Source organism: Mycetocola sp. Y719 (assembly GCF_056713205.1).
Genome location: NZ_JBWYGY010000001.1, coordinates 563134 through 589613 on the forward strand (window position 1 = coordinate 563134; position 26480 = coordinate 589613).

Sequence of the window (26480 nt, forward strand, 5' to 3'; positions counted from 1 at the left end):
GCACGGGGCGGAGGGCCCGGACGGCGACCACGATGAGAGTGTGGCACGGGAGAGCGACGTCGGCTAGGGCTCTCGTGGGAACTCGTCCTTATCGGGCGACCGGCCGACCTCGTGACATATACCGGGTAGAATTTTCGCGAACTCACTTTGGAGGGCAGATGGCGGTCAAGGACGGCATCCTCGCGATCCTCTCGCTCGGCCCTGGCTACGGACTGGCGTTGCGTGACGAACTCGTGTCGAGAGCGCCGCACCGCGCGGAGCTCAACGTCGGCCAGGTCTACAGCACCCTCGATCGGCTGGGGCGTGCCGGCCTCGTCGCCGGAGGCAGCGTCACCGAGGACAACCTCCCGCTGTACACCATCACAGCGGATGGCCTGGCCGCCGTCGGGCGATGGCTGGAGTTGCCCGTCGCCCCGGAGCCGCGGTTCTGGGCAGATCTGCTGGATCAGGTACTCATCGGTTCGAGCCTTCCTGGGACCGACTGGGCGGGGCTCCTCGATCGCCACGACGTCGCGTGGCGCGCGCTGCTGGCCGCGTCCGCCGATCCCGGTTCCCTCCCCGTGCGAGAGCAGGTCGCAGCGGCAGCTGACAGACACTGGGCACGAGCCGCGCTCGGCTGGCTCGAGGAGACGCGAGCGGCATTCGCCGTCAGTGATCCCGCCCTGCCGCTCAGAGGCATCCGCCCCCAACGCGGCAGACGCCCATCGGCCACGGCGTCTCAAGGGACTTGAGCAACTTTCCTGGCGACGATACGCTGCCCCGCATGGTCCACCTGTTCACCGTCGGGCACTCGACGCATCCGATCGACGACATCATCGGTCTGCAGAGCGCCCACGTCGTCACAGACGCGCTCGTGGAAGAACCGGTCTAGGCCATGGCCGCGCGCGGAGGCTCCAGACAGATCGTGAGTGTCGACGGACGCAAGATCAGCGTCACAAACCTCGACAAGGTGATGTACCCGGAGACCGGAACGACGAAAGCCGACGTTCTGCGCTACTACGCGGAGATCGCCGATGTGATGGTGCCGTACACGGCGAACCGGCCGGCCACCCGCAAAAGATGGGTGCACGGTGTCGGCACCGCTGAGCACCCCGGCGAGGTGTTCTACCAGAAGAACCTCGACGAATCAGCACCGCACTGGGTCTCCCGGCGATCGATCGAACACTCGGGCGGGCCCAACGAGTACCCCCTCGTGAACGACAGGGCCACCCTGACCTGGCTCGCGCAGATGTCGGCGCTCGAGATCCACGTTCCGCAGTGGCAGTTCGAACGGACAGGAGGGCGTCGCAAGCCCGACCGGCTGGTGCTCGACCTCGACCCAGGCGACGGTGTCGGCCTGGCCGAATGCGCCGAGGTGGCCAGGCTCGCCCGCGAGATCCTCACGGACATGGGGCTGAAACCGTTACCAGTGACGAGTGGCAGCAAAGGGATCCATCTCTACGCCCCACTCGACGGGACGTTGACGTCCGAGCAGGTCTCGGCCGTCGCCCACGAACTCGCCCGTGCGCTCGAGGCCGACAACCGCGACCTGGTCGTGAGCGACATGAAGAAGACGCTTCGCACCGGCAAGGTCCTGGTCGACTGGAGCCAGAACAACCAGGCCAAGACGACCATCGCACCGTATTCTCTCCGCGGACGGATGCGACCGATGGTCGCCGCACCCCGGACCTGGCGCGAACTGTCGTCACCGTCACTCCGCCAGCTCGACTTCGAGGAGGTTCTCGACCGGGTCAGTGAACGCGGGGACCTGCTCGCCCCTCTCCTGTCGTCGCGCGATGCCGGACTCGAACCGACACCGAGCCACCAGGCCGCCTTCGAAGCGACCCCGGCCTCACTCGACCGGCTGGCGACCTACCGCAGCATGCGGGACGGCGCGAAGACTCCCGAGCCGGTTCCGGATGCCGTCGCTCCGCTGACGAGCGGCAACTCGTTCGTCATCCAGGAACACCACGCGAGGCGCCTGCACTACGACTTCCGCCTGCAATATGAGGGCGTCCTTGTCTCGTGGGCGGTCCCGAAGGGGCCGCCGCTCGATGGCTCGACGAATCATCTCGCGGTGCAGACCGAGGATCATCCACTCGAGTACGGCACTTTCGAAGGCGTCATCCCGAAGGGTGAGTACGGCGCAGGCGAAGTGACGATCTGGGATTCAGGCACGTTCGACCTCGAGAAATGGCGCGAGGGCAAAGAGGTCATCGCAACACTCACCGGCCAGCCCGATGGTGGACTCGGTGGAGTACCGCGCAAGTACGCCCTCATCCACACCAGCAGGCCCGGCGCAGAGAACAACTGGCTGATCCACCTCATGGACGGGTCGAAGAAGAAGGCCGGGGCGCACCGTTCGTCGTCGCGGCCGATGGCGCTGGCGGCGAATCTGGCGGACGACGTCGCGCCGATCACGAGGCCACTCCGCTCCCCCATGCTCGCGACCAACGGGACACCCTCAGACCTCGACGCGGACGAGGACTGGGCCTTCGAGATGAAGTGGGACGGATACCGCGCCGTGGCGTATCTGGACGGCGACGACGTCCGGCTGGTGAGCCGCAACGGCAAGGACCTGACAGCCACGTTCCCCGAACTGGTGAAACCCCTCCGCGCCGCCGTCAGCCCGACGTCGGCTGTGCTCGACGGCGAAATCGTCGCGCTGGATCGCAAGGGGCGGCCGAACTTCGGATTCCTGCAGTCCAGGGCGGGCCTGAGCGAGGACGAGTCCGCTGCCCGTTCGGCCACGATCGAGATGATGATCTTCGACCTGCTCGAACTCGACGGTCATGACATCACCGCGGACGACTACGACGTTCGACGTGCCGCGCTGGCCGCCAGCGTGACCCCGACCGGGCCGATCCAGGTTCCCGAGGAGTTCGACGGCGACGTCGAGGCCGCACTCGCATCCAGCACCGCTCTGAACCTGGAGGGCGTCATCGCGAAGGTTCGCGACAGCCGATACGCGGAGGGCAGGCGGTCGCGCGCCTGGATCAAGCTCAAACACCAGAGCACACAAGAGGTCGTCGTCGTCGGATGGAGACCGGGGGCGGGCAGCGCGGCCGGTGGAATCGGATCGCTGGTGCTCGGTATCCCGGATGCCGCCGGCATCCGTTATGCAGGACGCGTGGGGACCGGCTTCTCCGATGCTGAACGGCGCGCGATGGTCACCCGGTTCCGCGGGATGGCCCGACAGACTCCGCCCGTGCACGACGCGCCCCGAGACGAGCTCCTGCACGTGCACTGGATCGAACCGGACCTCGTCGGTGAGGTGACCTTCATGGAGTGGACGAGCGCCGGCGCACTGCGTCACTCGTCGTGGCGCGGCTGGCGCCCGGACAAGTCACCGGAAGAGGTCCGGGTCGAATGACCTCGGTCTCGTCAGAGACTCTCGAGCAGGCGCGCGCAGGCCGCTTCGCAACGCCGGCAGGCCTCGGCACAGACCCGGCAATGGCTGTACGTCTCCGCCTGGAGCTCGCATTGGTCTGCGGAGAGGGCACAGGCAGCCCGGCAGGCAGCGAGCAGGGCACGACGGAGATTCGCATCGTAGCCCGGGTGGCGTGACAACACCCTCGCGGTCGCCCCTGTGACGTCGGCGCAGTCGAGCCCGATGCGGATGCAATCGCTGAGGTCGGCGACCCTCTCCTCGCTCAGGCAGGCCTCCGCGCACGCCGTGCAGGCCTGGGAACACTGGAGGCAGGCCTCGATGCAATCGGCCAGGACAGCGCGGTCGTCACTGTCGAACGGGCGCGGGTCCGCTCGAAGAATGGATGTCGCGTAGCTCATCGCACTCACCTCCTGTGCCGGGTGTCTCCGTCGTGGTCGACACACTCTGAACAGTAAGGGTGACCCTGCCGAGCGTCCAGCCCTTCCGCAACGTCGCAGATCATGCATGTCATGCTGGGGTCATGCCCTTCGGTACCGCGTACAACTTCACCGGAGAGCCTTCGATCGACGGCCCAGGTCCCACCGGTTACCGCCTGATCACGCGGTCCCGGGTGATCGGAACCGGCCGGGACCGTTTCGAGTCGGCAGCGGCTGCCGTCCGGCGATGGCGCGTCCACTACGGATCCGGGTTCCACCCGGTCGACGTGCCCGAGCGTGTTGCCGTCGGCGCGACGTCGGTCTGGGCGATCCCATTCGGCCCCCTGCGCCCGCGCGTGGCCTGCCGCGTCTTCGCGGTGGTCGACGAACCGAGACGATCCGGCTTCGGCCACGGGGCTCTCGTCGGGCATCCGCAGAGCGGATGGGAGAGCTACACGGTGTCGATCGACGACACCGATGTCGTTCGCCTCGACATCCGGGTCGTGTGGCGCCCTGCCGCGTGGTGGATGCGGGCCTCCGGGCCGTTCGGGCGACTGGCCCTGGACCTGATCCTTCGGAGGAATCTGCGGGCGCTGGATTCTTATCGGTGACGGATGGCTGGCATCCGTGTCCGAGGATGGCGGCCTGTCGGGCGCTAATGCTTAGCTGGGGTCATGTCACCGAATGCACCTCTCGGCTACGACCCGGGTTTCCTCGCCGTTCCCGTCCCGCTCCCGATCGCAGATCGTGACGTCGTCCGGCTCGACTACGTGCACTTCAGCGTGCTCCTGGACGCCCGTCGTCGACTGGCGGCGGCGACCGCCGTCAACATCGACGGACCGTCCCTGGTAGACCTCGGGCGCGGTGACGACTGGCACCTCGACCCGCGGGTCGCAGATGACGAACAGGCAGGACCCGAGTTGTACCGCGCCAACGACCTCGACCGCGGCCATCTCGTTCGGCGCCGTGACCCCGTGTGGGGACCGAGCGATGTGGCCGCAAGGGCGAACACCGACACCTTCGCGTACACCAACGCCGCGCCTCAGGCGGCGGAGTTCAACCAGTCCAAGGAGTTGTGGCTCGGACTCGAGGACTACCTCATCGGTTACGCGGCTGAGACCGACCAGAAGCTCTCCGTGTTCACCGGTCCGGTTCTCGCCGACGACGACCCGGTCTACAGGGGCGTAGGCATTCCGCAGGCGTTCTGGAAGATCGCGGCCTGGACCGTTCCCGGCCCGGACGGACCGGAACTAGCCGCAACCGGCTATCTGCTGGATCAGCGTCCCCAGTTGGACGAGATCGATCTCACCGACGCCAGGCTTCGGGCCTCGTCGACGGATGCCCCGCCTCCGCTCGGACCGTATCGCACGTTCCAGGTCCCGATCCGTGACATTGCCGACCTCACGGGCCTCGAGGTCGGGCCTCTGCTTTCTGCTGACCGCCTCGAGGCGGTTCAGGGCATCCGTCCTCCGTCGACCGGCTGGGTCCGCCTCGAGTCGTTCGGCGACGTCCGCGTCTGATCGAACGGGTCCTCGCGGCCGCATCCCCGTTGTCAGCGACGACAGGTCGGAGTAGCTTTTCTTGCACAGGCGCCATCGGCGTCACCGGCCGGCACGATCGAACCGGCCGCGCGTCAGGCGCCCCTCGTCGAGGGAGGCCGAGATGCCACGACCGTTCAGGTGCCGGCTGATGATCCACAAGTGGGTCGTCAAACAACTCTCCCCGGATGCTCCGCCGTATGTCGCGTGCGCATACTGCGACGCACTGCGCGACAATCGCCCGGAGAACATGCAGAAGTCGCCTAACATGTACCTCCGCCTCGGCCGCGATCATCGGTGATGACGATGAATCGGCCACTGCGGTGCCGGCTGATGATCCACAGGTGGGTCGTCAAACAGGAGGCATCGGACTCCCCGAGATATGTCGGCTGCGCCCGGTGCGACGCGATCAAGATGGTGGATTCCCGACCGGAGGCGATCCTCGGCGACGGTGGACGGAACCTCCTGTTCGACGACGACCCGCACGATAACAACAGGTGACGCGACCACATCACCCGGCGAGATGGCAGTTTCGCACCCAAGACCCGTGAACGTGCGTGTTTTGGGTACAGATGTGCCATCTCGCGCGCCGTGCGCTGTCTGGGGATGGACGTAGCGTTGCAGAATGACTTCGTGCACGATCGAGCTGGACTCTGGCGCCCCCTGTGGCGCGGACGTCGAACCGGGTGCTCCGCTGAGCCTGTGCCCGCACCATCTCCTTGTCGCCTACGACTGGGCGTCACGGGATCTCGGGGTCACAGACGTCCTTCCGAGTCCGTGCCTTGCCTGCGGCTCGCGCCTGGGGGTGCGGTACCCGGCCGGCTGGCTGTGCGCTGTCTGCGAATGGAAAGTCGGCGACATCCCAGACGGAGACGCGTTCCTCAACCGTGTGGATGTCGTCTACTACCTCCGATTCCGGGACCGGATCAAGATCGGGACGACCGCCAACCCACGCCAGCGGCTCGCGAGCATCCGTCATGACGAGCTCCTGGCCTTCGAACGTGGGAACCGGCTGACCGAGCAGAAACGGCACGCGCAGTTCGCCGCGCACCGGTTCGACCGCACCGAGTGGTTCGACGCTCACGATGACATCATCGCCCACGTCGATGTACTGCGGGCGGGCATCGACGATCCGTGGGCCCGGTACGCCCTGTGGCTCAGCCAGCAGGCTGCACTGCACGGCTGACAGTGCGGAGTGGGCTCAGGGAGCGTCCGATCCCTGTCCGATGCTCAGCCACGAGTCCGAACTCTCACCCGGTGAACGGGAACGGCCGGACTCCGAACCCCGGGTGCTCCTCATCGTCTGCAACTGGCGTTCGACATCGGCATCCGTCGCGAGTGCTGCCAATTGACGCTCGAGGTCGGCGTCGGGGGCTTCGGTGAGGTCACGCAGCGCACCGCTGGACAGCAACTCATCGGTCGCGGCCGCGCGCGCACGCATCTGTGCAACCCGGTCGCGCGCTCGCTCGAGACTGTTGCTGACATCATCCATCTGGGAACCGATGCCGCCCAGCGTCTCGTTCACTTTCACCTGCGCCTGGGATGCGGTGTATGTGGCCTTGATCGTCTCTTTCTCGATCCGGAACGCGACGACGCGCTCGGCGAGATGACGCTCCTTGTCTTGCAACCCTGCTGTCTGCTTCTGCAATGCGACGTACTGAGTGCGGAGGGTGGCCACCTGCCCTTCCAGGAAGACACGTCGCTCCAGCGCGGCGCGGGCGAGATCCTCGCGACCCAGATCCATTGCCTCCTGAGCCTGACCTGCCAGACGGCTATGGCGGGCGCCCATCTCCTGCCCTTGCAACTCGATCCGCTTCTTCGCGGTCGCGACCTCGGCGAGTCCCTGCCTCACCTGTTGCAGCATGTTCACCAACTGGTCGTAGCTGTCGTCGAGCAATTCACGCGGATCCTCCAGCTTGTCGATCCCGCGGGACGTCTTGCTGCGCAGGATGCTTCGAATCCGTGATGTGTTGCTCATGCTCGCTCCCAGGTCATTCCTTGGTGAAGGGTTCCGTCAACGGCCGCCGGTCGGCATCGGAGATCAAATCCCGCCCGTTGAGGTCGTGCAGTTCCTGCATGCCGGCGCGCACCGCCGTCACCTCCCTGTCGACGTCGGATCGCAGCGCCGTGAGGCTGTCATCGGAGAGGTCTCCGAGACCGGAACCGACAACCGAGCGCAGCCGGCGTACGAGGTGCGTCACCTCGTCGACACGATGGCGAGCCGCTGGGAGCATCTCGGCGAGTACCGCCTCGTCGTTCTCACTCTCCAGAAGCCGCAACTGTGACTCCAACCGACCGCCTTCACTGGTGACTCGGCGAAACAGCTGCGGGAGCTCACCACGTGGGCCCTCGCTGCGCACCGCGAGGTCGATCGCTGCCTGTCCGCTATCGAGAGCGTCCTTCAGTCGCATCCGCAGTTTCAGCACCTCGCGTCGTGACCCATGGCTGAGTTGGGCGCGAACACGCAACGTGCTGCCGGAGATGCTGAGATTGCGGCGGATTCGGCGGTACAGGGAGCGGGCCGCGACGAACACCGCGACCCAGGCCCCGACGACAACCGACGCAAGAGCGAGGAGGAGCCATCCGAGGTCGTTCACGAGAACCACCGCGAAGGTGTGAGAGGGCGGATGAGCGTGCCGGCGCAGTATCGCATGGTCATCGACCCAACCAGGGTTGCCTCGTGATGTTCATCGGCTTGCCTTCATCGTGCAGCTTCGTGGTGCGACAGCGCCACACCTGTCACCGGTAACGCTACCCTCCTCGGCGCTCTTCATCTAGGGTGCGGTGCATCAGCGCTTGCACGCTGTCGACGTCGGAGAATACCGTCTGAGCGCGCGCCATTCACCAGCGCGCTTCAGCGGGTCCGGTAGCGCGCGTAGACCAGTCCGCTGGCGAAGGCACGTTCCTCGACCAGGTCGAGATCGAGGCGCACACCATCCGGGAAGAATCGTTTGCCCCCACCCACCACGCTGGTGGTGATGAACAGGTGATATTCGTCGACCAGACCGGCCCTGATCGCCTGCGCAGCGAGGTTCGGTCCGTCGACGGTGAGGTCGTGTTCAGACTCGGCCTTGAGCTTGCGTACCGCGTCGGGATCGAAGGTCCGCTCGATCCTGGTCTTCGCGCTGGACACCGATTCAAGCGTCGTCGAGTAGACGACCTTCTCCGCGGCCTGCCAGTCGCGAGCGTACTGCAGAATGTGCGGGGGCAGATCGGGCTCGGCATCGGCGGTCTCCCAATAGACCATCGTCTCGTACATCCGGCGGCCATAGAGGTACGTGCCGACCGGCCGGAACAGGTCGCCGATGAAGGAATGCACCTCCTGGTCGTCGGCCCCGGTACCGAGATCTCCGTCCGCAGCCTCTGCGAACCCGTCGAGCGAGGTGATCATTGAGTAGATGAGCTTGGCCATGGGTCTCCTCTGGCGATGTCTTCTGGGACCATAGCGGCGGTCAGGAGCGCAGCACAACACCCCCATCCGTCGATCACCATGCGGTGATCGAGGAGGAGAAGAGAGCCCTCGCAGAGCGGAACGAAGCGAAACACAGGGGGCAGGACGGGGGCACGGTGTTTCCTGACCGGCCCACGGCTCCCCGGCATCCCAGTGTTTATATGGTGGGGCGTGCGGGACTTGAACCCGCGACCGACGGATTATGAGTCCGCTGCTCTAACCAGCTGAGCTAACGCCCCCGGCGGTGCCTAGTCGTCTGACACCTGGATGGGAATCGCCTCGGTGACGGGATCCGTCACCGGTTCCCCACGATACATGCTCTCGAAGATGGCCAGCGTGCGCTGGATGTCGTGCGCCTTGATCATGTGCAGGGATTCGCGCTTCATCGCCGTGAGTTTCTCGGGTGACGCGGTGAGGACATCCGTCAGGCGCGCGGCCAGCTCGTCGACGTTGCCCGGCTCGAAGAGGTAACCATTGGCGTTGTCGTGCACGAGGTGAGGAAGCGCCATGGCGTTCGCGGCGACGACGGGCAAAGCGGATGCCATGGCTTCCATGGTCACGATGCTCTGCAGTTCGGCGATCGACGGCATCGCGAGAAGCGTTGCGCGCGTGTATGTGGAGCGGAGCTCCTCATCGCTGACGTAGCCGGTGAAGGTGACACGATCGCCGAGCCCGAGTTGCACCGCGAGGTGCTCCAGGTTGCGCTTCTGGTCCCCTCCGCCGACGATCTCCAGCTTTGCGTCCAGGGACGGGTCGAGCTTTGCGAATGCCTTGATCAGCACATCGATCTGCTTCTCACCTGTCACACGACCGACGAACAGGATCCGGTTCTCGGTGCGCGGTTCGAAGTTCGGCGTGTACATGTGCGCGTCGATGCCGCACGAGATCGCGTGCACGTCGGTGAGGCCGGTGTACTTCTCGAGGAAGTCGGCAGCGCGGCGGGTCGGCGTTGTGACGACCTCGGCGAGTCCCAGGTTTCCGCGGGCGAGCTTCCAGGCCCAGCGGACGAGACCTTCGCGGAAGCCCTCGGGAAGAAGGGTGAACTCGAGGGCGTTCTCGGGCATGAGGTGGTTCGTGGCGATGATCCGGATGCCCCGCTTCGTGGCCTCGTTGGACAGGCCCCGGCCGACGATCAGGTACGACTGCGAGTGAATCACGTCCGGCTTCACCGCATCGATGATGCGCGCCGAATTGCGGTTGATCGCCCACGGCAGGGCGAATCGCAGCCAGTCGTGCGGGTACCAGCGCCAGCTCTTGAGACGGTGCACCGTCATCTGCTGGCCTTCGTGCGTCTCGGTCCACGTACCCCGCTTGCGCGAGGCTGCTGGAGCGACGACGTGCACCTCGTGCCCGCGTGCCACCATACCTGCGGCCAGTCGTTCTGCGAAGCGAGCTGCCCCGTTCACATCCGGGGAGAAGGTGTCGGCTCCGATGAGGATACGCAACGGACGCTTCCCTGCGGGTGGGGTGGTGTTCGAACCGGTGCTGGTCGAATTGAGTGAGTCTGGCAAGATGGGGGTTTTCCTCCGTCATCGGCCGGAGCGGAGGCTACCGACCACATCCCTCGGCTGATGGCCTCCCGGGATCGATCGATCCATTCTACGGGTCACCGGCTCCGTGATTGCGAACCCGAACGGCGAGCCTGCTGGCGGCGTGTCTGCACCGAGCCAGTCACAACACCTGCGGGTGGTGACGAGCGAGCTGGAACACGCCCCAGACGGCGAGGGCTCCTGCCACGGCGAATCCGATCATCGCCCAGAGCGGTGCGCCGCTGGCCTCGTCGAGGACGACGATACCGATCGCAACGGCCACCATCGGGTCGACGACCGTGAGACCGGCGATCACCAGATCAGGAGGTCCGGATGAATATGCCGTCTGGACGAAGTACGCCCCGATGCCCGTGGCAGCGAGAAGCGCGACGACACACAGCATCGTGAGCCAGTCGAAGTTCTCGTTGATGATCCTGTTGATGACGACCTTGGCGAGTGTCGCCACGAAACCGTAGATGATGCCAGCCGCGAGGATGAAGAACAGAGCCTTCGACCGCTTGCGGAAGAAAACGAAGCCCAGGCCGAACAGGATGAGGACGACGCCGAGCATGATGAGAATCGTCAGCAGGTCCTGGTCGGTGACGGGCTTCTCCCCCGCGACGAGAGCAGCGATGGTGACGAACAGGCCGACACCGCCCACACAGGCGGTGATGGCTATCACAGAGGGTCGGTTGAGCTTCACCTTGTGGATCCGCGCGTTGAGGATCGAGGTGATCACGAGGGCGATGGCACCGAGCGGCTGCACGATGATCAGCGGCGACCAGACGAGTGCCGTGAGCTGGAACGCGATGGCGAACGCGAGCATCAGCGTGCCCAACACCCACGACGGCCGAGCCAGCAGCAGCTTCAGCTGCGCGATGCTCAGCCCGCTGCGGGCATCGACACCGCTGGTCGCCTCCACTTTGGTGACGCCGCGGTGCTGGAACTGCGCGCCGAGCGACAGGAATACGGCACCGACGATGGCGAGCGGGATGCCGATCAGCTGGCTGGGATTGCGAACAAACTCCGCCGTCAGGTCGCCGAAGTCGTTGCTCGCAAAGATCACCATGCGAGCCTACAACGGGCACGTCTTGGTTAGGCTCAGCAAATGGCCATTCTCCCTATTCGCATCGCGGGCGACCCGGTGTTGCACTCCCCAGCCGACCCGGTGACGGACTTCGACGACTCCCTCCGCCAGCTCGTCTCAGACCTGTTCGAGACGATGGATGCCGCGCCAGGCGTGGGGCTCGCAGCCCCGCAGGTCGGCGTGCCGCTCCGCGTCTTCGTCTACGGCTACGACACCGATGAGCACGGTCCATGGCGTGGCGTGGTGATCAACCCCGAACTCTGGATCACTCCTCCCCCCGCAGGTGAACCCGACGAAGAGCTGGAATCCGAAGGATGCCTGTCGTTCCCCGGCGAGCGATTCCCGCTCCGCAGGGCCGACGAGGCGCTCGTCACGGGGGTCGACCTCGACCAGAACCCGGTCGAGCTCCGCGTCGACGGCTGGCGCGCCCGAATTCTGCAGCACGAATATGACCACCTCGACGGCTATCTCTACGTCGACCGGCTGGGCCGTCACGACCGCAAGATCGTGCAGAAGGTCACCCGCAAGATGGGCTGGGGTGTGCCAGGGGTGAGCTGGATGCCCGGCGAAGACGATCTCGACGGCTGAACCATGAGGGCAAAAGAAAGGACCACAGGGGTGGAGCCCTTGTGGTCTTCTCAGCTCCTCGACTTGGACTCGAACCAAGAACCTACCGGTTAACAGCCGATTGCTCTGCCAATTGAGCTATCGAGGATTACTTGTTGCGCATTTACTTTACCAAAGGAATTGCAGACTCCAAATCGAGGGCGGGATTCGCCTCAATCGACGTCTGCGTGAACCCGGTGATCGGATTCTGAGAGCCCGACGAGGAACGGATGCTCCCCTCCGGCGAGCAGGTCGTCGATCGGCGCCAGTCCGACGATCCGGCCCTGGTGGAGAGCTGCGACGCGCCGAGTGGTGTGCCGCAGCAAGGGCAGATCGTGGCTGACGAGCACCGCAGAAAAGCTTCCCTCTGCACGCAGTCGGGCGACGAGTTCGTTGATCGAGCTGCGCACGGTCACGTCGATCCCGGCTGTCGGTTCATCCGCCACCCACAGCTGGGGCCCGAGCACGAGGGACCTGGCGATGGCCACACGCTGGCGTTGCCCGCTCGACAACTCGAACGGATACTTCTCGAGCACGGCAAGCGGCAGCTGAACGGCATCGAGCATCGTCGCCACCCGCAGGCCGACCGCCTTGCGGTTGTAGTGCTTGTCACGCTGGAGGATCGGCTGCCCGATCACCTCGGCCACGGTGAGCTCGGGCGCGAGCCGTGAGGCGGCATCCTGAGGAAGGTAGGCGACGTCGAAGGTCAGCCGGCTGAGCTCCCTGCGACGGATGCCTCTGAGCCGGTGGCCGAGAACCGTCGCGTCGCCGCCGACGATCACCGGGGCGGCATCGGAACCTTTCGGAGCGATCAGGTCGCCGGCGAGCACCCGAGCGAGCGTCGATTTGCCCGAACCCGATTCACCGATGACACCGAGGACCTCATCCGACGCGATGTCGAGCGTGACCCCGTCGATCGCCCGATGGACAGGGCTGGGCCGGCGCGCCGGGTACTCGATGGCCAGGTCGTCGATACGGACGCCTGAACCTGCGGTTCCCGAAGCAGTCATGGCTCCATCCTGCCCTAAACGAGGCACAGAGCCGCCAGCACGCGCCGGTCACCCTTCGCGGAGCCTCCGCCGTTCCACTTCGAGGGCCATGAGCTCGCCCTGCAGCGCGCGGTAGCTCTCCCTCTCCTTGGGGTCGATCCGCTGCAGTCGCCCGAGCATGTCGTGGGACTGGCGCAGCAGGTCACGATCGATCAATGCGACGGTGATCTCCCGGACGTAGCTCGTCAGGTCACGCTCGGCGCGTTCCGGGATCGGAGCGACCGCGAGCTGTTGCACCAGGCTGGCCATCGGCGTCGGCACGGTCTCGGTCACGGTGGCGAACCAGCCGGGAGTGCCGAAGCTGTCGAGGGTGGCGGCGATCGCATCGCGGACGACGGCGAGAGTTGCGTTTCCGAACCCGGTGAGCACGGCTCTCTGGACGAGCTCACGACCGGCGAGGTCGGGATGCTGGAGGATCGCCATCAGAGCGTCCCGTTCGAGGCGCGTGGTCGGGTCCCCTGGGAGGTCGCGGAGCGATGCGGGGCGTTCCACCGGCGGTTCATCGGCGGCTGCGGCCGAGTTCCGGGTCGCAGTTGCGCGGTTCGCTCCCTTGCCCGCCCTGGTGATCGCTCCCTGCACCTCACCGAGGTCCATTCCGAGATGGCGTGCGAGGACGCGGGTGTATCCGGGGCGCAGGGACGGGTCCCTGATGTCGGCGATGACGGGAGCGGATGCCTTGAGCGCCCCCACGCGGCCTTCGACGGTCTCGAGGTCATATGCGGCGAGGGTCTGCCGGATGACGAACTCGAACATCGGCTCCTTCGTGTCGATGAGCCGCCGAACGGCGTCGTCTCCACGGTTGAGGCGCAGGTCGCACGGGTCGAGGCCGTCGGGGGCGACGGCGACGTAGGTCTGGGCGGAGAAGCGCTGCTCTTCGGCGAACGCACGCATCGCGGCCTTCTGGCCGGCGGCATCCGGGTCGAACGTGAAGATGACCTCGCCCTTGGCACTGTCATCCCCCATCACCCGGCGCAAGGTCTTGATGTGGTCGACGCCGAACGACGTGCCACAGGTCGCGACGGCCGTTGTCACTCCGGCCAGGTGGCAGGCCATGACATCGGTGTAGCCCTCGACGACGACCACACGACCACTGCGGGAGACATCGCGCTTGGCGAGGTCGAGCCCATACAGCACCTGGGCCTTGTGGTAGACGGCGGTCTCGGGGGTGTTGAGGTACTTGGGTCCCTTGTCATCCTCGAGAAGCTTGCGCGCGCCGAAGCCGACGGTCTGGCCGGTGACATCGCGGATGGGCCAGATCAGGCGGCCGCGGAACCGGTCGTACACTCCCCTGTCTCCCTGGGAGACGAGTCCTGACGCCGTGACCTCCTCGACGCTGAATCCCTTGCCCCTGAGAAAACCGGTCAGGGCGTCCCAGCTCTTCGGCGCGAAACCGACGCCGAACCGCTCAGCCGCGAACTGGTCGAATCCTCGTTCGCCGAGGAATCGCCGACCCGGGTCCGCGCCGGGCGTGCCGAGCTGTTCCTGGAAGAACGTCGCAGCTGCCGCGTTGGCGGCGAGCAGCCTGGCACGGTTGCCGTGGTCTGATGCGCCCTCGCCGTCTTCGTAGGTGAGCTGGAAGCCCGCTCGCGCTGCCAGCCGCTCGACGGCATCCGTGAAGGTGACGTGGTCCATCTTCTGGAGGAAGGAGATGGCGTCTCCCGATTCACCGCAGCCGAAGCAGTGGTAGAAACCCAGTTGTGGACGCACGTGGAAGCTCGGGCTGCGCTCGTCGTGGAACGGGCAAAGCCCTTTCAATGAGCCGACTCCTGCCGACTTCAGGCTGACGAAATCGCCGACGATATCGGCGATGTTCGTGCGTGACTTGACCTCGTCTATGTCGCTTGAGCGAATGCGGCCGGCCATCATCCCATCCTATCGAGGATCGCCATCCCGGGTGCCCTCCCCACAGGGAGGGGATGCCGCCTACACCCGCAGCGTGAGCCGCTCGTGCCAGGCGAGTGCGGACTGGTCGGTGAGGCTCGCGACCTGGTCGACCACGACACGCTTGCGGGCCGCGTCATCGGGTGCTTCGGCCCAGTCGTCGGCAAAGCTGCGGTCGAGCGAGTCGGGGCCTGCCTGGAACAGCCCGTCTGCCAGGTCGGTGAGGATGTCACGCTGCTGGCGATAGATGGGCTGGCGGGCGTCACTCGCCATCACGAACGCGGCGACGACGCCTTTGAGCACGGCGATCTCGGCCTGGACGTCGTGCGGCACGATCACGCTGGCGCCGAACCGGATCAGGCTGGATTCCGGGTAGGCCTCGCGGGTGGCCTGGGTCGCCGACTGGGAGAAGTGGCCGATCATCTGGCTGGTGAAGTTCTTGAGCTTGCCGAGGTCGCGCCGTGAAGCATCCCAGCCGGTCATCCACACGTCGTACCCGGCCAGCCGGTCGAACGCGGCAGCCATGTCGTCGATCGTGAAGCTGTCCCCCGCCCACGCCTGCACGGCGCTGATCAGCGAACTGTGGCCGGCGCGGGCGCTGAGGAACGCCGGGTCGATGTACTCGTTGACGATGGCGTCTTCGAAGTCGTGCACCGAATACGCGATGTCGTCGGAGAGGTCCATCACCTCGGCTTCGATGCAGCGCTGCCGCTCAGGGGCGTCGGCACGGAGCCAGACGAACGCGTCGCTGTCTTCGTCGAAGAAGCCGAACTTGGCGCGCCCGCCCGGATCGTGAACGGCCTGCGCCGCTGGCCAGGGGTACTTGCAGCTCGCGTCGAGGCTCGCCCTGGTGAGGTTCAGCCCGTACGAGCGGCCGTCGGTGCCGAAGACCTTCGGCTCGAGCCTGGTGAGGATGCGGAGGGTCTGCGCGTTGCCCTCGAACCCGCCGATGTCTTCGGCCCAGCTGTTGAGCGCCTTCTCCCCGTTGTGACCGAACGGCGGGTGCCCGAGGTCATGGGCGAGGCAGGCGGTGTCGACGACATCCGGTTCGAGGCCGAGACTTGTGGCGAGCTCCCGGCCGACCTGGGCGACCTCGAGCGAGTGGGTGAGCCTGTTGCGGGCGAAGTCGAGGCCGGCCGTCGGGCTGAGCACCTGGGTCTTGGCGGCGAGGCGGCGGAGGGCGCTCGAGTGCAGCAGTCGGGCGCGGTCGCGGGCGAAGTCGGTGCGGCGGGACGAGTGCTGTTCGGGCAGGGCACGCTCGTTGTCATGCTCCGAGTAGGCCCCGCTATCCGCCACTGGTGTCCGCTTCCGTCTCGGTGAGTGTGCCGCGTTCGGCCGTGCCGAGCGTGCGGGAGTCGAGCCAGCCGTCAGGCAGCACGGTGCGCTTCGGTGAACCAGCACGGCCGCGCTGGCCCTCTGCCGCTTCTCCCGGGTACGCCTCGTCCCAGTCCAGGGTGCCGAGCAGGTCGTCGAGCTGGGCGAGCGACTCGACGGTTGCCAGGCGTGCGCGCAGGTCTCCGCCGACCGGGTACCCCTTGAAGTACCAGGCGACGTGCTTGCGGATGTCACGGCATCCGCGCTCTTCGCTCTCGAAGAATTCCGCGAGAAGTTCGGCGTGCCTGCGGAACGTCGTGGCGACCTGACCGAGCGATGGGGTGAAGCGTGTATCCGAGCCGGTGAACGCGGCGGCGAGGTCTCCGAACAGCCAGGGTCGGCCGAGGCAGCCTCGGCCGACGACGACGCCGTCGCAGCCGGTCTCGCTCATCATCCGGAGGGCGTCCTCGCCTGACCAGATGTCGCCGTTGCCGAGCACCGGGACGCTCGTCACCGTCTCTTTGAGCTTGGTGATCGCCGACCAGTCGGCGTGGCCGGAGTAGAACTCGGAGGCGGTACGCGCATGGAGGGCGATGCTGGCGACGCCAGCGCCTTCTGCTGCCTTACCCGCTTCGAGGTAGGTGAGGTGGTCCTGGTCGATGCCCTTGCGCATCTTCACCGTGAGCGGGATGTCGCCTGCCGCCTTCACCGCGCCCTCGACGATGTCGCGGAACAGGTCCTGCTTCCACGGCAGCGCCGAGCCGCCACCCTTGCGGGTGACCTTGGGCACAGGGCAGCCGAAGTTCAGGTCGATGTGGTCGGCGCGATCTTCGGCGACGAGAATCGTGACGGCTTCTGACACCGTCTTCGGGTCGACGCCGTAGAGCTGGATGCTGCGGGTCGTCTCCGACTCGTGGTGCGTGATCAGCCGCATCGTCTCCTTGTTTCGCTCGACGAGCGCGCGGGAGGTGATCATTTCGCTCACGTACAGTCCGACGCCGAACTCGCGGCAGAGCCGGCGGAAGGCGGTGTTGGTGATCCCGGCCATGGGCGCGAGAACGACCGGTACGTCGAGCTCGAGCGAGCCGATCGACAGTGCCGGGGCGTGGCTTATCGTTGGGATGACAGACATGTCCTTCAATTCTCCCAGAAAGCTGGCGAAATCATGACCGAGCAGGGCTCAGGCGGTGGACTCGACCGGATGCAGGCTGATGCCGCGTCCCGCGGACTCCAGGTCGAGGTCGTTCCCCGGCCCGCTGCGTCGAGTCTCGAGGAGGCGGCCGGCATGCTCGGCATCGAGCCCCGCGAGATCGTGAAGACTCTCGTGGTGAAGCGCCACGACGGCGACTTCCTCTTCGCGCTCGTGCCAGGTGGCCGGAAGATCTCGTGGGCGAAGCTGCGCGGTCTCGTCGGTGTGAACAAGCTGTCTCTGCCTCCTGCGGATGCCGCTCTCGCGGCGACCGGGTACGGTCGCGGCACGATCACCCCCCTCGGCAGCACCACGGCCTGGCCGGTGTACGTCGACGAGTCGGTGACAGGATGCCGCGTCGCCATGGGGGCAGGCGAACACGGCTACAGTGCCTTCGTCGACATCGACGCGCTCGTCGGGGCCTACGACGCGACCGTGGCCGACATCACAGACCCCGAGTAAAGGCCTTCTCGACTGCAGCGGTGACCTCGGCGAGGGAAGGAATCGCGCAGGCGTCGCCTTCGCAGGTGACGGCATCCGTCGCGCCGAGCAGGGTGAGTGGCTGGCGGGTGTGCTTGTCGGTCATGATCGTGCTCCTACTCGTTCGTTCCAGACCTGGTCGAGGACGCCGGCGAAGGTCTCTGCCTCCTGGGCGCCCGATACGCCGTATTTTCCGTCGATGACGAAGAACGGCACGCCCTGAATGCCGTACTCCTGGCCGAGCGCCTGATCTGCGCGGACGGCGGCGAGGTACTCGTCGGCCTCGAGGGCGCGGACGACGTCATCGCGGTCGAGTCCGATCTCGGCGGCGAGGTCGGCGAGATCCGCCGGGCGGCCGACATGTTTTCCTTCGGTGAAGTACGCCTTGAGCAGACGTTCCTTCGCCTCGATCTGCTTGCCGTGCGCCTTCGCGTAGTGGAGCAGCTGGTGCGCCTTCACCGTGTTGGTGTGCTTGAGCGTGTCGAAGTTGTAGTCGAGCCCGGTTTCGCCGGCGATACCAGAGACGCGGTCCAGCATCTGGGTGACCTGCTCGGCAGGCAGTCCCTTGTGGGTGGCCAGGAAGTCGATCTCGCTGCCGTCGAAGTCGACAGGGGTATCCGGGGAGAGTTCGTAGCTGTGGTACTCGATGACGACGTCAGGTGCGTCTTCGCCGGTCTTCCGGGCGAACGCCGCCGCACCGTTCTCGAACTTGCGCTTGCCGATGTAGCACCAGGGGCACGCGATGTCTGACCAGATGTCGATTTTGATGGATTCACTCACGATGGGTGAAACGTGCGCCACCGCTCAGTATTCCCCCGCATGCATGGAACTTCGCGTGGATGTCCTGGCGTTCATCCGTCGCGTGTGACGGGTCTCGTGGCCGAAAGCTGGCATTCGTGACGGATGAATCGCCGTGATGGCGGCGTCAGGCGGTACCGGGCTTGTCGACCGCACCGCCGAACCGCCTGTCGCGGTCGATGTAGAGGCCGATGGCCTCCCACAGGTCCTCCCGGGAGAAGTCCGGCCATAGGGTGTCGAGGAACACCATCTCGGCATATGCGCTCTGCCAGAGCAGGAAGTTACTCGTTCGCTGCTCCCCCGAACTGCGCACGAACAGGTCGACGTCGGGAAGTTCAGGCGTGTACAGGTGCCGCTGGATCGACTTCTCGGTGATCCCCGACGGCTTCAGCGTGCCCGCCTTCACTTCCTCGGCGAGCTGCCGGACGGCATCCGTGATCTCCGTCCGACCGCCGTAGTTCACGCACATGGTGAGCGTGAGGGTGTCGTTCCCAGCAGTGAGCTTCTCGGCGAACTGCAGCTCCTTGATGACGGATGCCCACAGTCGCGGTTTGCGGCCGGCCCACCGCACGCGCACGCCCCACTCATTGAGCTGGTCGCGCCTGCGGTGCAGCACGTCGCGGTTGAACCCCATGAGAAACCGGACCTCATCGGGAGACCTGCGCCAGTTCTCGGTCGAGAAGGCGTACACGGAGAGGTGCTTCACGCCGATCTGGATAGCGCCTGCGACGACGTCGAGGAGCGCGGACTCCCCCGCCCGGTGTCCTTCGACCCGCGGCAGCCCCTTGCGGTTCGCCCAGCGGCCGTTGCCGTCCATCACGATCGCGACGTGCTCAGGAACCGAGCCGGCGGGTACCTGTGGCGGGTGGATGCCTGTCCAGTCCAGTGGACGGTACTCGACGGCGTCTCGGTGAGTGAATGGCTTCGGGGTCAACTGTCTGCTCGCTCTCGGGAGACGTGGACGAGGGATTTCAGGCCGCGTTCCAGGTGCCACTGCGTGTAGGCGGCTGCGACCCCGCTGGCACGGGAGCGGGTGTCGTCGTCTGACGCGTCCGCGTGTTCCCAGTCCCCGGTGAGAAGAGCAGACAGCAGCGAGATGGTCTGGGTGTCGAGCCGCGGGCTCCCCGGCGGCGCACACTGGTCACAGACGACGCCGCCGAGCTGAACCACCGCGTGGCTGTGCGGCCCGGGGGCCTGGCATCGCGCGCAGTCGAAGAAGCTCGGCGCCCACCCAGCGAGCGACAGGGCGCGCAGCAGATAGGAGTCCAGGATCAGGGTCGAGTCGTGGTCGTGACGGGACAGCGACCGAAGAGCCCCGACGAGCAGCAGGTACTGCTGGAGCGAACCCTCGGACTCGGTGAGCTTGTCTGCGGTCTCCACCATCACCGTCGCCGCGGTATAGCTGTTGTAGTCTGCGGCGATCAGGGCACCGTACGAGGCAAGCGTCTCCGCCTGGTTGATCACGTCGAGCGACCGGCCTTCGTAGAGCTGCAGATCGGCCACCATGAACGGCTCGAGTCGGGCTCCGAACTTCGAGCCGGTGCGGCGCACCCCTTTCGCGACGGCGCGGACCTTCCCGTGCTGGCGCGTGAGCAGCGTCACGATCCGGTCGGCTTCGCCCAGCTTGTGGGTGCGCAGCACGACGGCTTCATCACGGTAAACGGGCACAGTCCAGTATCCCGCGCTTATCGTGACGAAGCCGACGCCTCGCCTAGACCTGTGCCAGCGTGCGGTCCCCGGTTGTCGTCCGGATCGCCCGGTTGACGGCGGAGACGACGGCCTTGAGGGATGCCGTCGAGATGTCGGCATCGATCCCGACGCCCCAGAGTCGACGGTCGCCGACCTGCAGTTCCACATACGCTGCGGCCTGCGCGTCGCCGCTCGCACTGAGGGCGTGCTCGACGTAGTCGTACAGGGTCACCTCGATGCCACGCTCGCGCAGCACACTGAGGAATGCCGCGATCGGGCCGTTTCCGGTGGCGGTAGCCTCTGTCACCTCTTCGCCGTCGCGAAGGTCGACGGTCAGTTCCACCGAACCGGCCAGACGGCTGGAGGTGCGGGTCGCCTGCAGTTCGAACCTGCCCCACTTCTCCGACTCGGTCTCTGACGGCAGATACTCGTCCTGGAAGACTCCCCAGATGGCGTCGCTCGTGAACTCGCCGCCCAGCTCGTCCGTCTTCGCCTGGACCACCCCGGAGAACTCGATCTGGAGCTTCCGTGGCAGGTCGATGGCGTGGTCGGCCTTGAGCAGGTACGCGACCCCGCCCTTGCCGGACTGGGAGTTCACCCGGATGACAGCTTCGTAGCTGCGACCGAGGTCCTTCGGGTCGACCGGCAGGTACGGAACGGCCCAGTGCAGGTCGTCGACGTCCTTGCCCTGCGCTGCGGCATCCGCGGCCATGGCCTCGAAGCCCTTCTTGATGGCGTCCTGGTGCGATCCGCTGAACGCGGTGAAGACCAGGTCGCCTGCCCAGGGGCTGCGCTCGTGCACGGACAACTGGTTGCAGTATTCGGCCGTGCGCTTGATCTCGTCGACGTCGCTGAAGTCGATCTGCGGGTCGATCCCCTGGGTGAACAGGTTGATGCCGAGGGCGACGAGGTCGACGTTGCCCGTGCGTTCGCCGTTCCCGAACAGGCAGCCCTCGATTCGGTCGGCGCCGGCCATGTAGCCCAGCTCGGCTGCCGCGACGGCGGTGCCCCTGTCGTTGTGCGGGTGAAGCGAGATGATCACGTTCTCGCGGTTGTTGAGGTGCCGCGACATCCACTCGATCGAGTCGGCGTAGACGTTCGGCGTCGCCATTTCGACGGTGGACGGGAGGTTGATGATGACCTTGCGCTCCGGCGTCGGCTCGAACACCTCGAGCACCTGGTTGCACACGTCGACGGCGTACTCGAGCTCGGTCCCGGTGTAGCTCTCGGGTGAGTACTCGTAGTACACGGTGGTCTCGGGGATGAGCTTCTCCATCTCGCGGCAGACGCGAGCGCCGTGGAGGGCGATGTCGATGATGCCCTGTTTGTCCGACCGGAAGACGACCTCACGCTGCAGCACGCTCGTCGAGTTGTACAGGTGCACGATGGCCTGCTTCGCTCCGGCGATTGACTCGTAGGTGCGCTTGATCAGGTGGTCCCTGGCCTGCGTCAGCACCTGGATGGTGACGTCGTCCGGGATCGCGTTCTCTTCGATGAGGCTGCGCACGAAATCGAAATCGGTCTGGCTCGCGCTCGGGAAGCCGACCTCGATCTCCTTGTATCCGATCCGGACGAGCAGGTCGAACATGATCCTCTTGCGCTCGGGGCTCATCGGGTCGATGAGAGCCTGGTTGCCGTCACGGAGGTCGACGGCGCACCAGCGCGGCGCCTCGGTGATGCGCTTGGTCGGCCAGGTACGGTCGGGCAGGTCGACGGTGATCTGCTCGTGGTACGGGCGGTACTTGTGAATCGGCATCGCCGACGCAGTCTGGTTGTTTCTCATTGTTCTATTCTCCTCGCGTGTGTGGAAAGCCAACGACAAACCCCGCGACGAGAGGGCTTAGAAGGAAGCCTCGTCGCGGCAGCTAAGGAGCAGAGCGCCAAACAACACAGAAACAGGCTAACACCGATTAGCCTGCCCCTGTGTCGAATGGGTGCACTCTGTTATCTCAATGTGCGTTTTTCGACAGAAATGCTCTATCCCTCAGTCGATCGCGAGAGCAGCGACGGGCGAGATGCGAGTCGCGCGGCGCGACGGAGCGATCGAAGCCGCCATCGACAAAACAGCAGCAGCGACGATCGCGAGCACGATCACGAGCCACGGCACCGATGGCAGGGCGAATTCCCCTCCGAGGATCGACCCGAGAAGCGACATCGCGCCCGCCCAGCCATAGACCACTCCGAGCACCAGCCCGAATCCAACGGCGGCAACACTCATCTGGATGCTCTCGGCGAGGATCATCCGCCGGATCTGTGCGCGTGTGAACCCGAGGGCCCGGAGCAGCCCGAGCTCGCGGGTACGCTGCAGCACGCTGAGCGACAGGTTGTTGACCATGCCGACAGCGGCGATGACGGCCGAGAAGCCGAAGAGGATCGCGAACACCGTGATCGTCAGGGCGAGGATCTGATCCGAGTCGCCGTAGTCGGCGGGATAGGCTTCCCTGCTCCGGTTGATGATGTCGACATAGCTCTGAGCGGCCACCGCGAACATCGTCACCAGGGTGACCCCGATGACGAGACCGATCGTCGCCCTCGTGCTGCGCGCCGGGTTCCGAACGGCGTTCGCCGCGGCGATCCGTGCCGCGGGACCTGTGCCGAGCATCCGCCCGACCAGACGGAGGATAGGCGGCATGAAGAACGGGGCGCCGAGCACGATCCCGCTGAACGACAGGATGCCTCCCACCAGGCCGACGAGCACCCCGAGCATGCTGACCTGGCCGAGCAGCACTCCCCCGGCGAGGAGCACGGCGCCGATCCCGATCAGCGTGAACGCGGTGGCGTTCCTCACCGTCCTGGATGCCGTCTCTTCCTGCGACGGCTCGACGGCGGCCGCTCCGGCCTGGATCGGGGTGACATCGAGGATCCGCCGCGATCCGACCCAGCTGGCGAGCCAGGTCACCAGCACGACGGCGACGACGGGAGCGGCAAGCTGCACCGAGAAGATCTCGTACGAGGACGCGGGAATGGTCCCGGTGGCGACGCCGACATTCAGCGCGATCGACGCGATGAGGCTGGCCACGCCCAGGCCGAGGACCGAGCCGACGACTCCGACGAGCAGGCCGTCGATGGCAACCGTCCTGCGGAGCGTTCCGGCGCTGGCTCCGACCAGGCGGTACAGGGCGATCACCCGGGTCCGACCGGCGATCACGGTTCCGACGGTGTTCGCCGTGACGACTCCCCCGACGTAGACCGCGATGGCGAAGAACACAACGGCGACGAGACTCAGAGCGACCTGCACCGATTCCTTTTCGCCGATGTCGTCGCCGGCGATGAGGGTCGTGAGCACGGACGTGCCCTGCAGCAGCAGGACGCCGAACGTGCTCGAGAGCATCGTGACGAGGATCGACGCGGTGTAGTCCCGCAGGCGCATCCTCATGACGCGCGGTCCATGGCGAGCATGAACCCGGAGATCTGCTCGGGAGTCGAACGGTCGAGTTCGTGGACCACCCGGCCGTCGGCAAGGATCAGCGTACGGTCGGCATAGCTGGCGGCGACCGGGTCGTGGGTCACCATCGCGATGGACTGGCCGAAACGGCTGCACGCGTCAGCGAGCAGCCCGAGCACCTCGCGGCCGGTACGCGAATCGAGGTTGCCAGTGGGCTCATCGGCGAAGACGAGATCGGGCCGTGTGGCGAGTGCCCTGGCGATCGCGACACGCTGCTGCTGGCCACCGCTCAACTCGTGCGGCCGGTGGGTGAGCCGGTCGGTCAGGCCGAGAGCATCGCAGAGCGTGTTGATCCAGCCCTGCTCATCGAGCGTCGGAGTGCGACCGTCGAGTTCGAACGGGAGCAGGATGTTGTCCCGTGCGGTGAGCGTCGGAACGAGGTTGAACGACTGGAAGACGAAACCGATCCGGCGGCGGCGAAGTTTGGTCAGCGCAGTGTCGTCGAGCCGCGTGATCTCGGTGTCGCCAAGCCAGGCCTCGCCCGACGTCGGCTGGTCGAGGCCTGCCATCACATGCATGAGCGTGGACTTACCGGATCCGGACGGACCCATGATGGCGGTGAACTGACCGCGGCGGATCCCGATGGACACGTCCGCGAGCGCGACGACCGCACCCTGACCGACACCGAAGCTCTTGCTGACGTGGACGACACGGGCAGCGAGGCCGATGTCCGTTGGAGTGATTTTCATGGTTCCACGTTAGGAACTCCGGGTCACGTGCCGCGTCGCCCGCGAGGGTGAACCGCTGTCATCCTGCCGGATGATCCCCTGCGGCAAGTCCGTGTTCATACGCGAAGATCACGAGCTGAACCCGGTCACGGAGTCCGAGCTTGCCGAGCACGCGTGAGATGTGTGTCTTGACCGTTGCCTCGCTGAGGTACTCCTGGGCCGCGATCTCTGAGTTACTCATGCCCCTCGCGGCGAACGCGAAGATCCCGCGCTCCCGGCTGGTCAGGGTGGCGAACTCCTCTGGGATGACGGGCGTACTCGCGGGGGCGCCGAAGTGAGCGAACAGGGCATGGGTTGCGCCCGGTGCGATCACGGCGTTCCCGGCGTGGACCGTGCGGATGGCGGCGAGAAGGAACTCCGGCTGCGTGTCCTTCAGGAGGAACCCGCTTGCGCCCTTCCGAAGGGCGGATGCCGCCCCCTCGTCGAGGTCGAACGTGGTGAGGACGATTATGCGCGGCGCCGGCCGGCCTGCCGCATCCGCGGCGTCGAGGATGGCGATGGTGGACGCGATGCCATCCATCACGGGCATCCTCACATCCATGAGGATCACGTCGGGCCGCACGGACTCCGCAAGCGCGAACCCGGCACGCCCGTCGCCCGCTTCGCCGGCGAACTCCAGGTCCGGCTGTGAGTCGATGAGCATCCGGATACCCGCTCGGAACAGCTGCTGGTCGTCGACGAGCGCGACGCGGATCCGGTCCGTGGTCATCGGAAACCTCCCTGAACGATGGCTGACGGCACCGGGACGAAGGCGGTGACGAGGAACCGGCCGGCCGCGGTACGTTCGGCGGTGAGGTAGCCGCCGACGAGGGCGGCCCGTTCGCGCATGCCCGGTATCCCGTGGCCGAGTGGATCGCTGGCAGGCACAGTCGCAGCGAGGTTCTCGACCCGCACGGTGACCCCCGCGTCCCGCCAGGAGACATCGACGAACACGGTCTCGTTCTGGGCGCCGTGCCGGAGTGCGTTCGTCAGCGCTTCCTGGAGGATGCGGTAGACGGCGATCTGATGACCGACCGGGAGCGCCTGTTCGGTTCCTGAGACCGAGCGCTGCAGGTGAAGACCTGCGCCGCTCATCTGTTCGAACAGGGCGTCGAGATCGGTGAGGAGAGGCTGGGGTCCCTCTCCCTGCCTGTGGCGCAGCTCGGCGAGCAGGAGTCTGACGTCACCGAGAGCGCTTCTTGCGGTGTCGGCGATCGTGGCGAGCGTTCCGTCCATGGCGACCGGATCGCCTTTTTGCGCGTACCGGGCTCCGTCCGCCTGCGCGATGACGACGGCAAGCGAGTGGGCCACGACATCGTGCATGTCGCGCGCGATCCGGTTACGTTCCTGCTCGATCACGACGGCCTGCTCGGCCTGGCGCTGGTCCTGCTGCGCCTGATAGCGCCGCGCCCCTTCCTCCCGTGCCTCACGGGAGGTGCGAACGAGAAGGCCGATCGTCCAGGACAGTCCGAGGACGAAGATGGCGGCGATCGATCCGACGAGCGACGTGAAGACGACTTGCGGCATGCTGCCGATCACGAAGGGATCTGACTGGCCATAGAGGGTGAGGGTCGTGTACACGGCCGCAATGGCGCCACCGGCGACCGCGGACACGAGGCCGGCCCACTTCACCACCGGCCCGCCATATCTGCCGGTGGCGTAGAGAACGGCGAGGATGGCGATGTTCGACGGAACCGCCTGCATCCCGCTGCTGAGCTGGACGAGAACGGTGAGCCACGCCACGCCGAGGGCAGGCCCAGGACCCAGACGGCGAAGCGCGAGGGCAAGAGTCATGCCGAGAACGACGAAGACGGCGCTGATCCCGTCGACACGGCCGATTTCCGTCGGAATCAGCACAAGGCCGAAGACACCCGCGACGACGATGTCGATGGTGACCTGAAACGGCGTGAGGCGGCGGAACATGATTCAAC

The 26480-nt window shown here is 66.1% G+C and carries 28 protein-coding genes and 2 tRNA genes; 9 read left to right on the top strand and 21 right to left on the bottom strand.

Annotated features, from left to right (window positions below):
* The first annotated feature begins 158 nt into the window (after positions 1-158).
* Positions 159-731, top strand: coding sequence for a PadR family transcriptional regulator (locus AC1M0F_RS02530; protein WP_480236627.1), 573 nt, complete (start codon positions 159-161; stop codon positions 729-731).
* A 143-nt stretch (positions 732-874) separates the two neighbouring features.
* Positions 875-3352: an ATP-dependent DNA ligase gene (locus tag AC1M0F_RS02535; protein WP_480236628.1), complete on the top strand. Its 2478-nt coding sequence runs from the start codon at positions 875-877 to the stop codon at positions 3350-3352.
* A gap of 11 nt (positions 3353-3363) precedes the next feature.
* Here the strand turns inward: AC1M0F_RS02535 and AC1M0F_RS02540 are convergent, their stop codons facing one another.
* Positions 3364-3876 (bottom strand): four-helix bundle copper-binding protein, encoded by a 513-nt coding sequence (locus AC1M0F_RS02540; protein WP_480236629.1) that lies wholly within the window; start codon positions 3874-3876, stop codon positions 3364-3366.
* Positions 3877-3890: 14 nt separating this feature from the next.
* Here AC1M0F_RS02540 and AC1M0F_RS02545 point away from each other — a divergent pair, with 14 nt between their 5' ends.
* From AC1M0F_RS02545 to AC1M0F_RS02565, 5 genes are all read left to right on the top strand, one after another.
* The gene (locus AC1M0F_RS02545) at positions 3891-4397 is read left to right on the top strand and encodes a DUF1990 family protein (protein WP_480236630.1); all 507 of its coding nucleotides are present in this window, start codon (positions 3891-3893) and stop codon (positions 4395-4397) included.
* A gap of 63 nt (positions 4398-4460) precedes the next feature.
* Complete coding sequence (locus AC1M0F_RS02550; protein ID WP_480236631.1) at positions 4461-5306, top strand: DNA/RNA non-specific endonuclease; 846 nt, start codon at positions 4461-4463, stop codon at positions 5304-5306.
* A gap of 169 nt (positions 5307-5475) precedes the next feature.
* Positions 5476-5625 (top strand): hypothetical protein, encoded by a 150-nt coding sequence (locus tag AC1M0F_RS02555; RefSeq protein WP_480236632.1) that lies wholly within the window; start codon positions 5476-5478, stop codon positions 5623-5625.
* Positions 5626-5657: 32 nt separating this feature from the next.
* Positions 5658-5825 carry a hypothetical protein gene (locus tag AC1M0F_RS02560; RefSeq protein WP_480236633.1) on the top strand — a complete coding sequence of 56 codons (168 nt, stop codon included), beginning with the start codon at positions 5658-5660 and terminating at the stop codon, positions 5823-5825.
* A gap of 124 nt (positions 5826-5949) precedes the next feature.
* Complete coding sequence (locus tag AC1M0F_RS02565; protein WP_480236634.1) at positions 5950-6510, top strand: GIY-YIG nuclease family protein; 561 nt, start codon at positions 5950-5952, stop codon at positions 6508-6510.
* Positions 6511-6525: 15 nt separating this feature from the next.
* Here the strand turns inward: AC1M0F_RS02565 and AC1M0F_RS02570 are convergent, their stop codons facing one another.
* The 6 genes from AC1M0F_RS02570 to AC1M0F_RS02595 all read right to left on the bottom strand — a co-directional run bounded on the left by AC1M0F_RS02570 (position 6526) and on the right by AC1M0F_RS02595 (position 11373).
* A complete protein-coding gene (locus tag AC1M0F_RS02570) occupies positions 6526-7302 on the bottom strand; it encodes a PspA/IM30 family protein (protein WP_480236635.1) in 777 nt (258 codons plus the stop codon).
* Positions 7303-7315: 13 nt separating this feature from the next.
* Positions 7316-7921: a hypothetical protein gene (locus AC1M0F_RS02575; protein WP_480236636.1), complete on the bottom strand. Its 606-nt coding sequence runs from the start codon at positions 7919-7921 to the stop codon at positions 7316-7318.
* A gap of 257 nt (positions 7922-8178) precedes the next feature.
* Positions 8179-8736 (bottom strand): dihydrofolate reductase family protein, encoded by a 558-nt coding sequence (locus AC1M0F_RS02580; RefSeq protein ID WP_480236637.1) that lies wholly within the window; start codon positions 8734-8736, stop codon positions 8179-8181.
* A gap of 201 nt (positions 8737-8937) precedes the next feature.
* Positions 8938-9014, bottom strand: a tRNA-Ile gene (locus AC1M0F_RS02585).
* A 9-nt stretch (positions 9015-9023) separates the two neighbouring features.
* Positions 9024-10286: a glycosyltransferase gene (locus AC1M0F_RS02590; protein WP_480236638.1), complete on the bottom strand. Its 1263-nt coding sequence runs from the start codon at positions 10284-10286 to the stop codon at positions 9024-9026.
* Positions 10287-10446: 160 nt separating this feature from the next.
* The gene (locus AC1M0F_RS02595; protein WP_480236639.1) at positions 10447-11373 is read right to left on the bottom strand and encodes a DMT family transporter; all 927 of its coding nucleotides are present in this window, start codon (positions 11371-11373) and stop codon (positions 10447-10449) included.
* A 39-nt stretch (positions 11374-11412) separates the two neighbouring features.
* Here AC1M0F_RS02595 and def point away from each other — a divergent pair, with 39 nt between their 5' ends.
* Positions 11413-11979 (top strand): peptide deformylase, encoded by a 567-nt coding sequence (def, locus tag AC1M0F_RS02600; RefSeq protein WP_480236640.1) that lies wholly within the window; start codon positions 11413-11415, stop codon positions 11977-11979.
* A gap of 54 nt (positions 11980-12033) precedes the next feature.
* Here the strand turns inward: def and AC1M0F_RS02605 are convergent.
* From AC1M0F_RS02605 to dusB, 5 genes are all read right to left on the bottom strand, one after another.
* A tRNA-Asn gene (locus tag AC1M0F_RS02605) sits at positions 12034-12106 on the bottom strand.
* 64 nt (positions 12107-12170) lie between these two features.
* A complete protein-coding gene (locus AC1M0F_RS02610; RefSeq protein WP_480236641.1) occupies positions 12171-13007 on the bottom strand; it encodes an ATP-binding cassette domain-containing protein in 837 nt (278 codons plus the stop codon).
* A 48-nt stretch (positions 13008-13055) separates the two neighbouring features.
* Complete coding sequence (gene dnaG / locus AC1M0F_RS02615; protein ID WP_480236642.1) at positions 13056-14909, bottom strand: DNA primase; 1854 nt, start codon at positions 14907-14909, stop codon at positions 13056-13058.
* A 60-nt stretch (positions 14910-14969) separates the two neighbouring features.
* Entirely contained in the window at positions 14970-16223 is a 1254-nt protein-coding gene (locus AC1M0F_RS02620; RefSeq protein ID WP_480236643.1) for a deoxyguanosinetriphosphate triphosphohydrolase, read from the bottom strand.
* Positions 16213-17373, bottom strand: a complete 1161-nt coding sequence (gene dusB / locus AC1M0F_RS02625; RefSeq protein WP_480236644.1) for a tRNA dihydrouridine synthase DusB — start codon at positions 17371-17373, stop codon at positions 16213-16215. Before dusB ends, AC1M0F_RS02620 begins: the two co-directional genes overlap by 11 nt.
* Positions 17374-17406: 33 nt before the next feature.
* Between dusB and AC1M0F_RS02630 the strand changes: the two genes are divergently transcribed.
* Positions 17407-17892: an aminoacyl-tRNA deacylase gene (locus AC1M0F_RS02630; RefSeq protein ID WP_480236645.1), complete on the top strand. Its 486-nt coding sequence runs from the start codon at positions 17407-17409 to the stop codon at positions 17890-17892.
* Here AC1M0F_RS02630 and AC1M0F_RS02635 read toward each other — a convergent pair.
* From AC1M0F_RS02635 to AC1M0F_RS02675, 9 genes are all read right to left on the bottom strand, one after another.
* Positions 17876-18016 carry a hypothetical protein gene (locus AC1M0F_RS02635; protein WP_480236646.1) on the bottom strand — a complete coding sequence of 47 codons (141 nt, stop codon included), beginning with the start codon at positions 18014-18016 and terminating at the stop codon, positions 17876-17878. The genes AC1M0F_RS02630 and AC1M0F_RS02635 overlap by 17 nt on opposite strands.
* Positions 18013-18690, bottom strand: a complete 678-nt coding sequence (locus tag AC1M0F_RS02640; protein WP_480236647.1) for a DsbA family oxidoreductase — start codon at positions 18688-18690, stop codon at positions 18013-18015. Before AC1M0F_RS02640 ends, AC1M0F_RS02635 begins: the two co-directional genes overlap by 4 nt.
* Before the next feature lie 145 nt (positions 18691-18835).
* Entirely contained in the window at positions 18836-19642 is an 807-nt protein-coding gene (locus AC1M0F_RS02645) for an isoprenyl transferase (protein WP_480236648.1), read from the bottom strand.
* Positions 19639-20376: a DNA repair protein RecO gene (gene recO / locus AC1M0F_RS02650; RefSeq protein ID WP_480236649.1), complete on the bottom strand. Its 738-nt coding sequence runs from the start codon at positions 20374-20376 to the stop codon at positions 19639-19641. The genes AC1M0F_RS02645 and recO overlap by 4 nt, the downstream gene beginning before the upstream one ends.
* A gap of 43 nt (positions 20377-20419) precedes the next feature.
* The gene (leuA, locus tag AC1M0F_RS02655; protein ID WP_480236650.1) at positions 20420-22180 is read right to left on the bottom strand and encodes a 2-isopropylmalate synthase; all 1761 of its coding nucleotides are present in this window, start codon (positions 22178-22180) and stop codon (positions 20420-20422) included.
* 201 nt (positions 22181-22381) lie between these two features.
* The gene (locus AC1M0F_RS02660) at positions 22382-23773 is read right to left on the bottom strand and encodes an ABC transporter permease (RefSeq protein ID WP_480236651.1); all 1392 of its coding nucleotides are present in this window, start codon (positions 23771-23773) and stop codon (positions 22382-22384) included.
* A complete protein-coding gene (locus AC1M0F_RS02665; RefSeq protein WP_480236652.1) occupies positions 23770-24531 on the bottom strand; it encodes an ABC transporter ATP-binding protein in 762 nt (253 codons plus the stop codon). The genes AC1M0F_RS02660 and AC1M0F_RS02665 overlap by 4 nt, the downstream gene beginning before the upstream one ends.
* Before the next feature lie 58 nt (positions 24532-24589).
* Complete coding sequence (locus AC1M0F_RS02670) at positions 24590-25279, bottom strand: response regulator (protein WP_480236653.1); 690 nt, start codon at positions 25277-25279, stop codon at positions 24590-24592.
* Positions 25276-26472 (bottom strand): sensor histidine kinase, encoded by a 1197-nt coding sequence (locus tag AC1M0F_RS02675; protein ID WP_480236654.1) that lies wholly within the window; start codon positions 26470-26472, stop codon positions 25276-25278. The genes AC1M0F_RS02670 and AC1M0F_RS02675 overlap by 4 nt, the downstream gene beginning before the upstream one ends.
* Between the last annotated feature and the right edge of the window lie 8 nt (positions 26473-26480).

Excerpts from the sequence above, each read along its gene's own strand:
- AC1M0F_RS02530 (WP_480236627.1), top strand. The coding sequence starts at position 159 with ATGGCGGTCAAGGACGGCATCCTCGCGATCCTCTCGCTCGGCCCTGGC.
- AC1M0F_RS02535 (WP_480236628.1), top strand. The coding sequence starts at position 875 with ATGGCCGCGCGCGGAGGCTCCAGACAGATCGTGAGTGTCGACGGACGC.
- AC1M0F_RS02540 (WP_480236629.1), bottom strand. The coding sequence starts at position 3,876 with ATGCATGATCTGCGACGTTGCGGAAGGGCTGGACGCTCGGCAGGGTCA.
- AC1M0F_RS02545 (WP_480236630.1), top strand. The coding sequence starts at position 3,891 with ATGCCCTTCGGTACCGCGTACAACTTCACCGGAGAGCCTTCGATCGAC.
- AC1M0F_RS02550 (WP_480236631.1), top strand. The coding sequence starts at position 4,461 with ATGTCACCGAATGCACCTCTCGGCTACGACCCGGGTTTCCTCGCCGTT.
- AC1M0F_RS02555 (WP_480236632.1), top strand. The coding sequence starts at position 5,476 with ATGATCCACAAGTGGGTCGTCAAACAACTCTCCCCGGATGCTCCGCCG.
- AC1M0F_RS02560 (WP_480236633.1), top strand. The coding sequence starts at position 5,658 with ATGATCCACAGGTGGGTCGTCAAACAGGAGGCATCGGACTCCCCGAGA.
- AC1M0F_RS02565 (WP_480236634.1), top strand. The coding sequence starts at position 5,950 with ATGACTTCGTGCACGATCGAGCTGGACTCTGGCGCCCCCTGTGGCGCG.
- AC1M0F_RS02570 (WP_480236635.1), bottom strand. The coding sequence starts at position 7,302 with ATGAGCAACACATCACGGATTCGAAGCATCCTGCGCAGCAAGACGTCC.
- AC1M0F_RS02580 (WP_480236637.1), bottom strand. The coding sequence starts at position 8,736 with ATGGCCAAGCTCATCTACTCAATGATCACCTCGCTCGACGGGTTCGCA.
- AC1M0F_RS02595 (WP_480236639.1), bottom strand. The coding sequence starts at position 11,373 with ATGGTGATCTTTGCGAGCAACGACTTCGGCGACCTGACGGCGGAGTTT.
- def (WP_480236640.1), top strand. The coding sequence starts at position 11,413 with ATGGCCATTCTCCCTATTCGCATCGCGGGCGACCCGGTGTTGCACTCC.
- AC1M0F_RS02610 (WP_480236641.1), bottom strand. The coding sequence starts at position 13,007 with ATGACTGCTTCGGGAACCGCAGGTTCAGGCGTCCGTATCGACGACCTG.
- dnaG (WP_480236642.1), bottom strand. The coding sequence starts at position 14,909 with ATGGCCGGCCGCATTCGCTCAAGCGACATAGACGAGGTCAAGTCACGC.
- dusB (WP_480236644.1), bottom strand. The coding sequence starts at position 17,373 with ATGTCTGTCATCCCAACGATAAGCCACGCCCCGGCACTGTCGATCGGC.
- AC1M0F_RS02630 (WP_480236645.1), top strand. The coding sequence starts at position 17,407 with ATGACCGAGCAGGGCTCAGGCGGTGGACTCGACCGGATGCAGGCTGAT.
- AC1M0F_RS02635 (WP_480236646.1), bottom strand. The coding sequence starts at position 18,016 with ATGACCGACAAGCACACCCGCCAGCCACTCACCCTGCTCGGCGCGACG.
- leuA (WP_480236650.1), bottom strand. The coding sequence starts at position 22,180 with ATGAGAAACAACCAGACTGCGTCGGCGATGCCGATTCACAAGTACCGC.
- AC1M0F_RS02660 (WP_480236651.1), bottom strand. The coding sequence starts at position 23,773 with ATGAGGATGCGCCTGCGGGACTACACCGCGTCGATCCTCGTCACGATG.
- AC1M0F_RS02665 (WP_480236652.1), bottom strand. The coding sequence starts at position 24,531 with ATGAAAATCACTCCAACGGACATCGGCCTCGCTGCCCGTGTCGTCCAC.
- AC1M0F_RS02670 (WP_480236653.1), bottom strand. The coding sequence starts at position 25,279 with ATGACCACGGACCGGATCCGCGTCGCGCTCGTCGACGACCAGCAGCTG.
- AC1M0F_RS02675 (WP_480236654.1), bottom strand. The coding sequence starts at position 26,472 with ATGTTCCGCCGCCTCACGCCGTTTCAGGTCACCATCGACATCGTCGTC.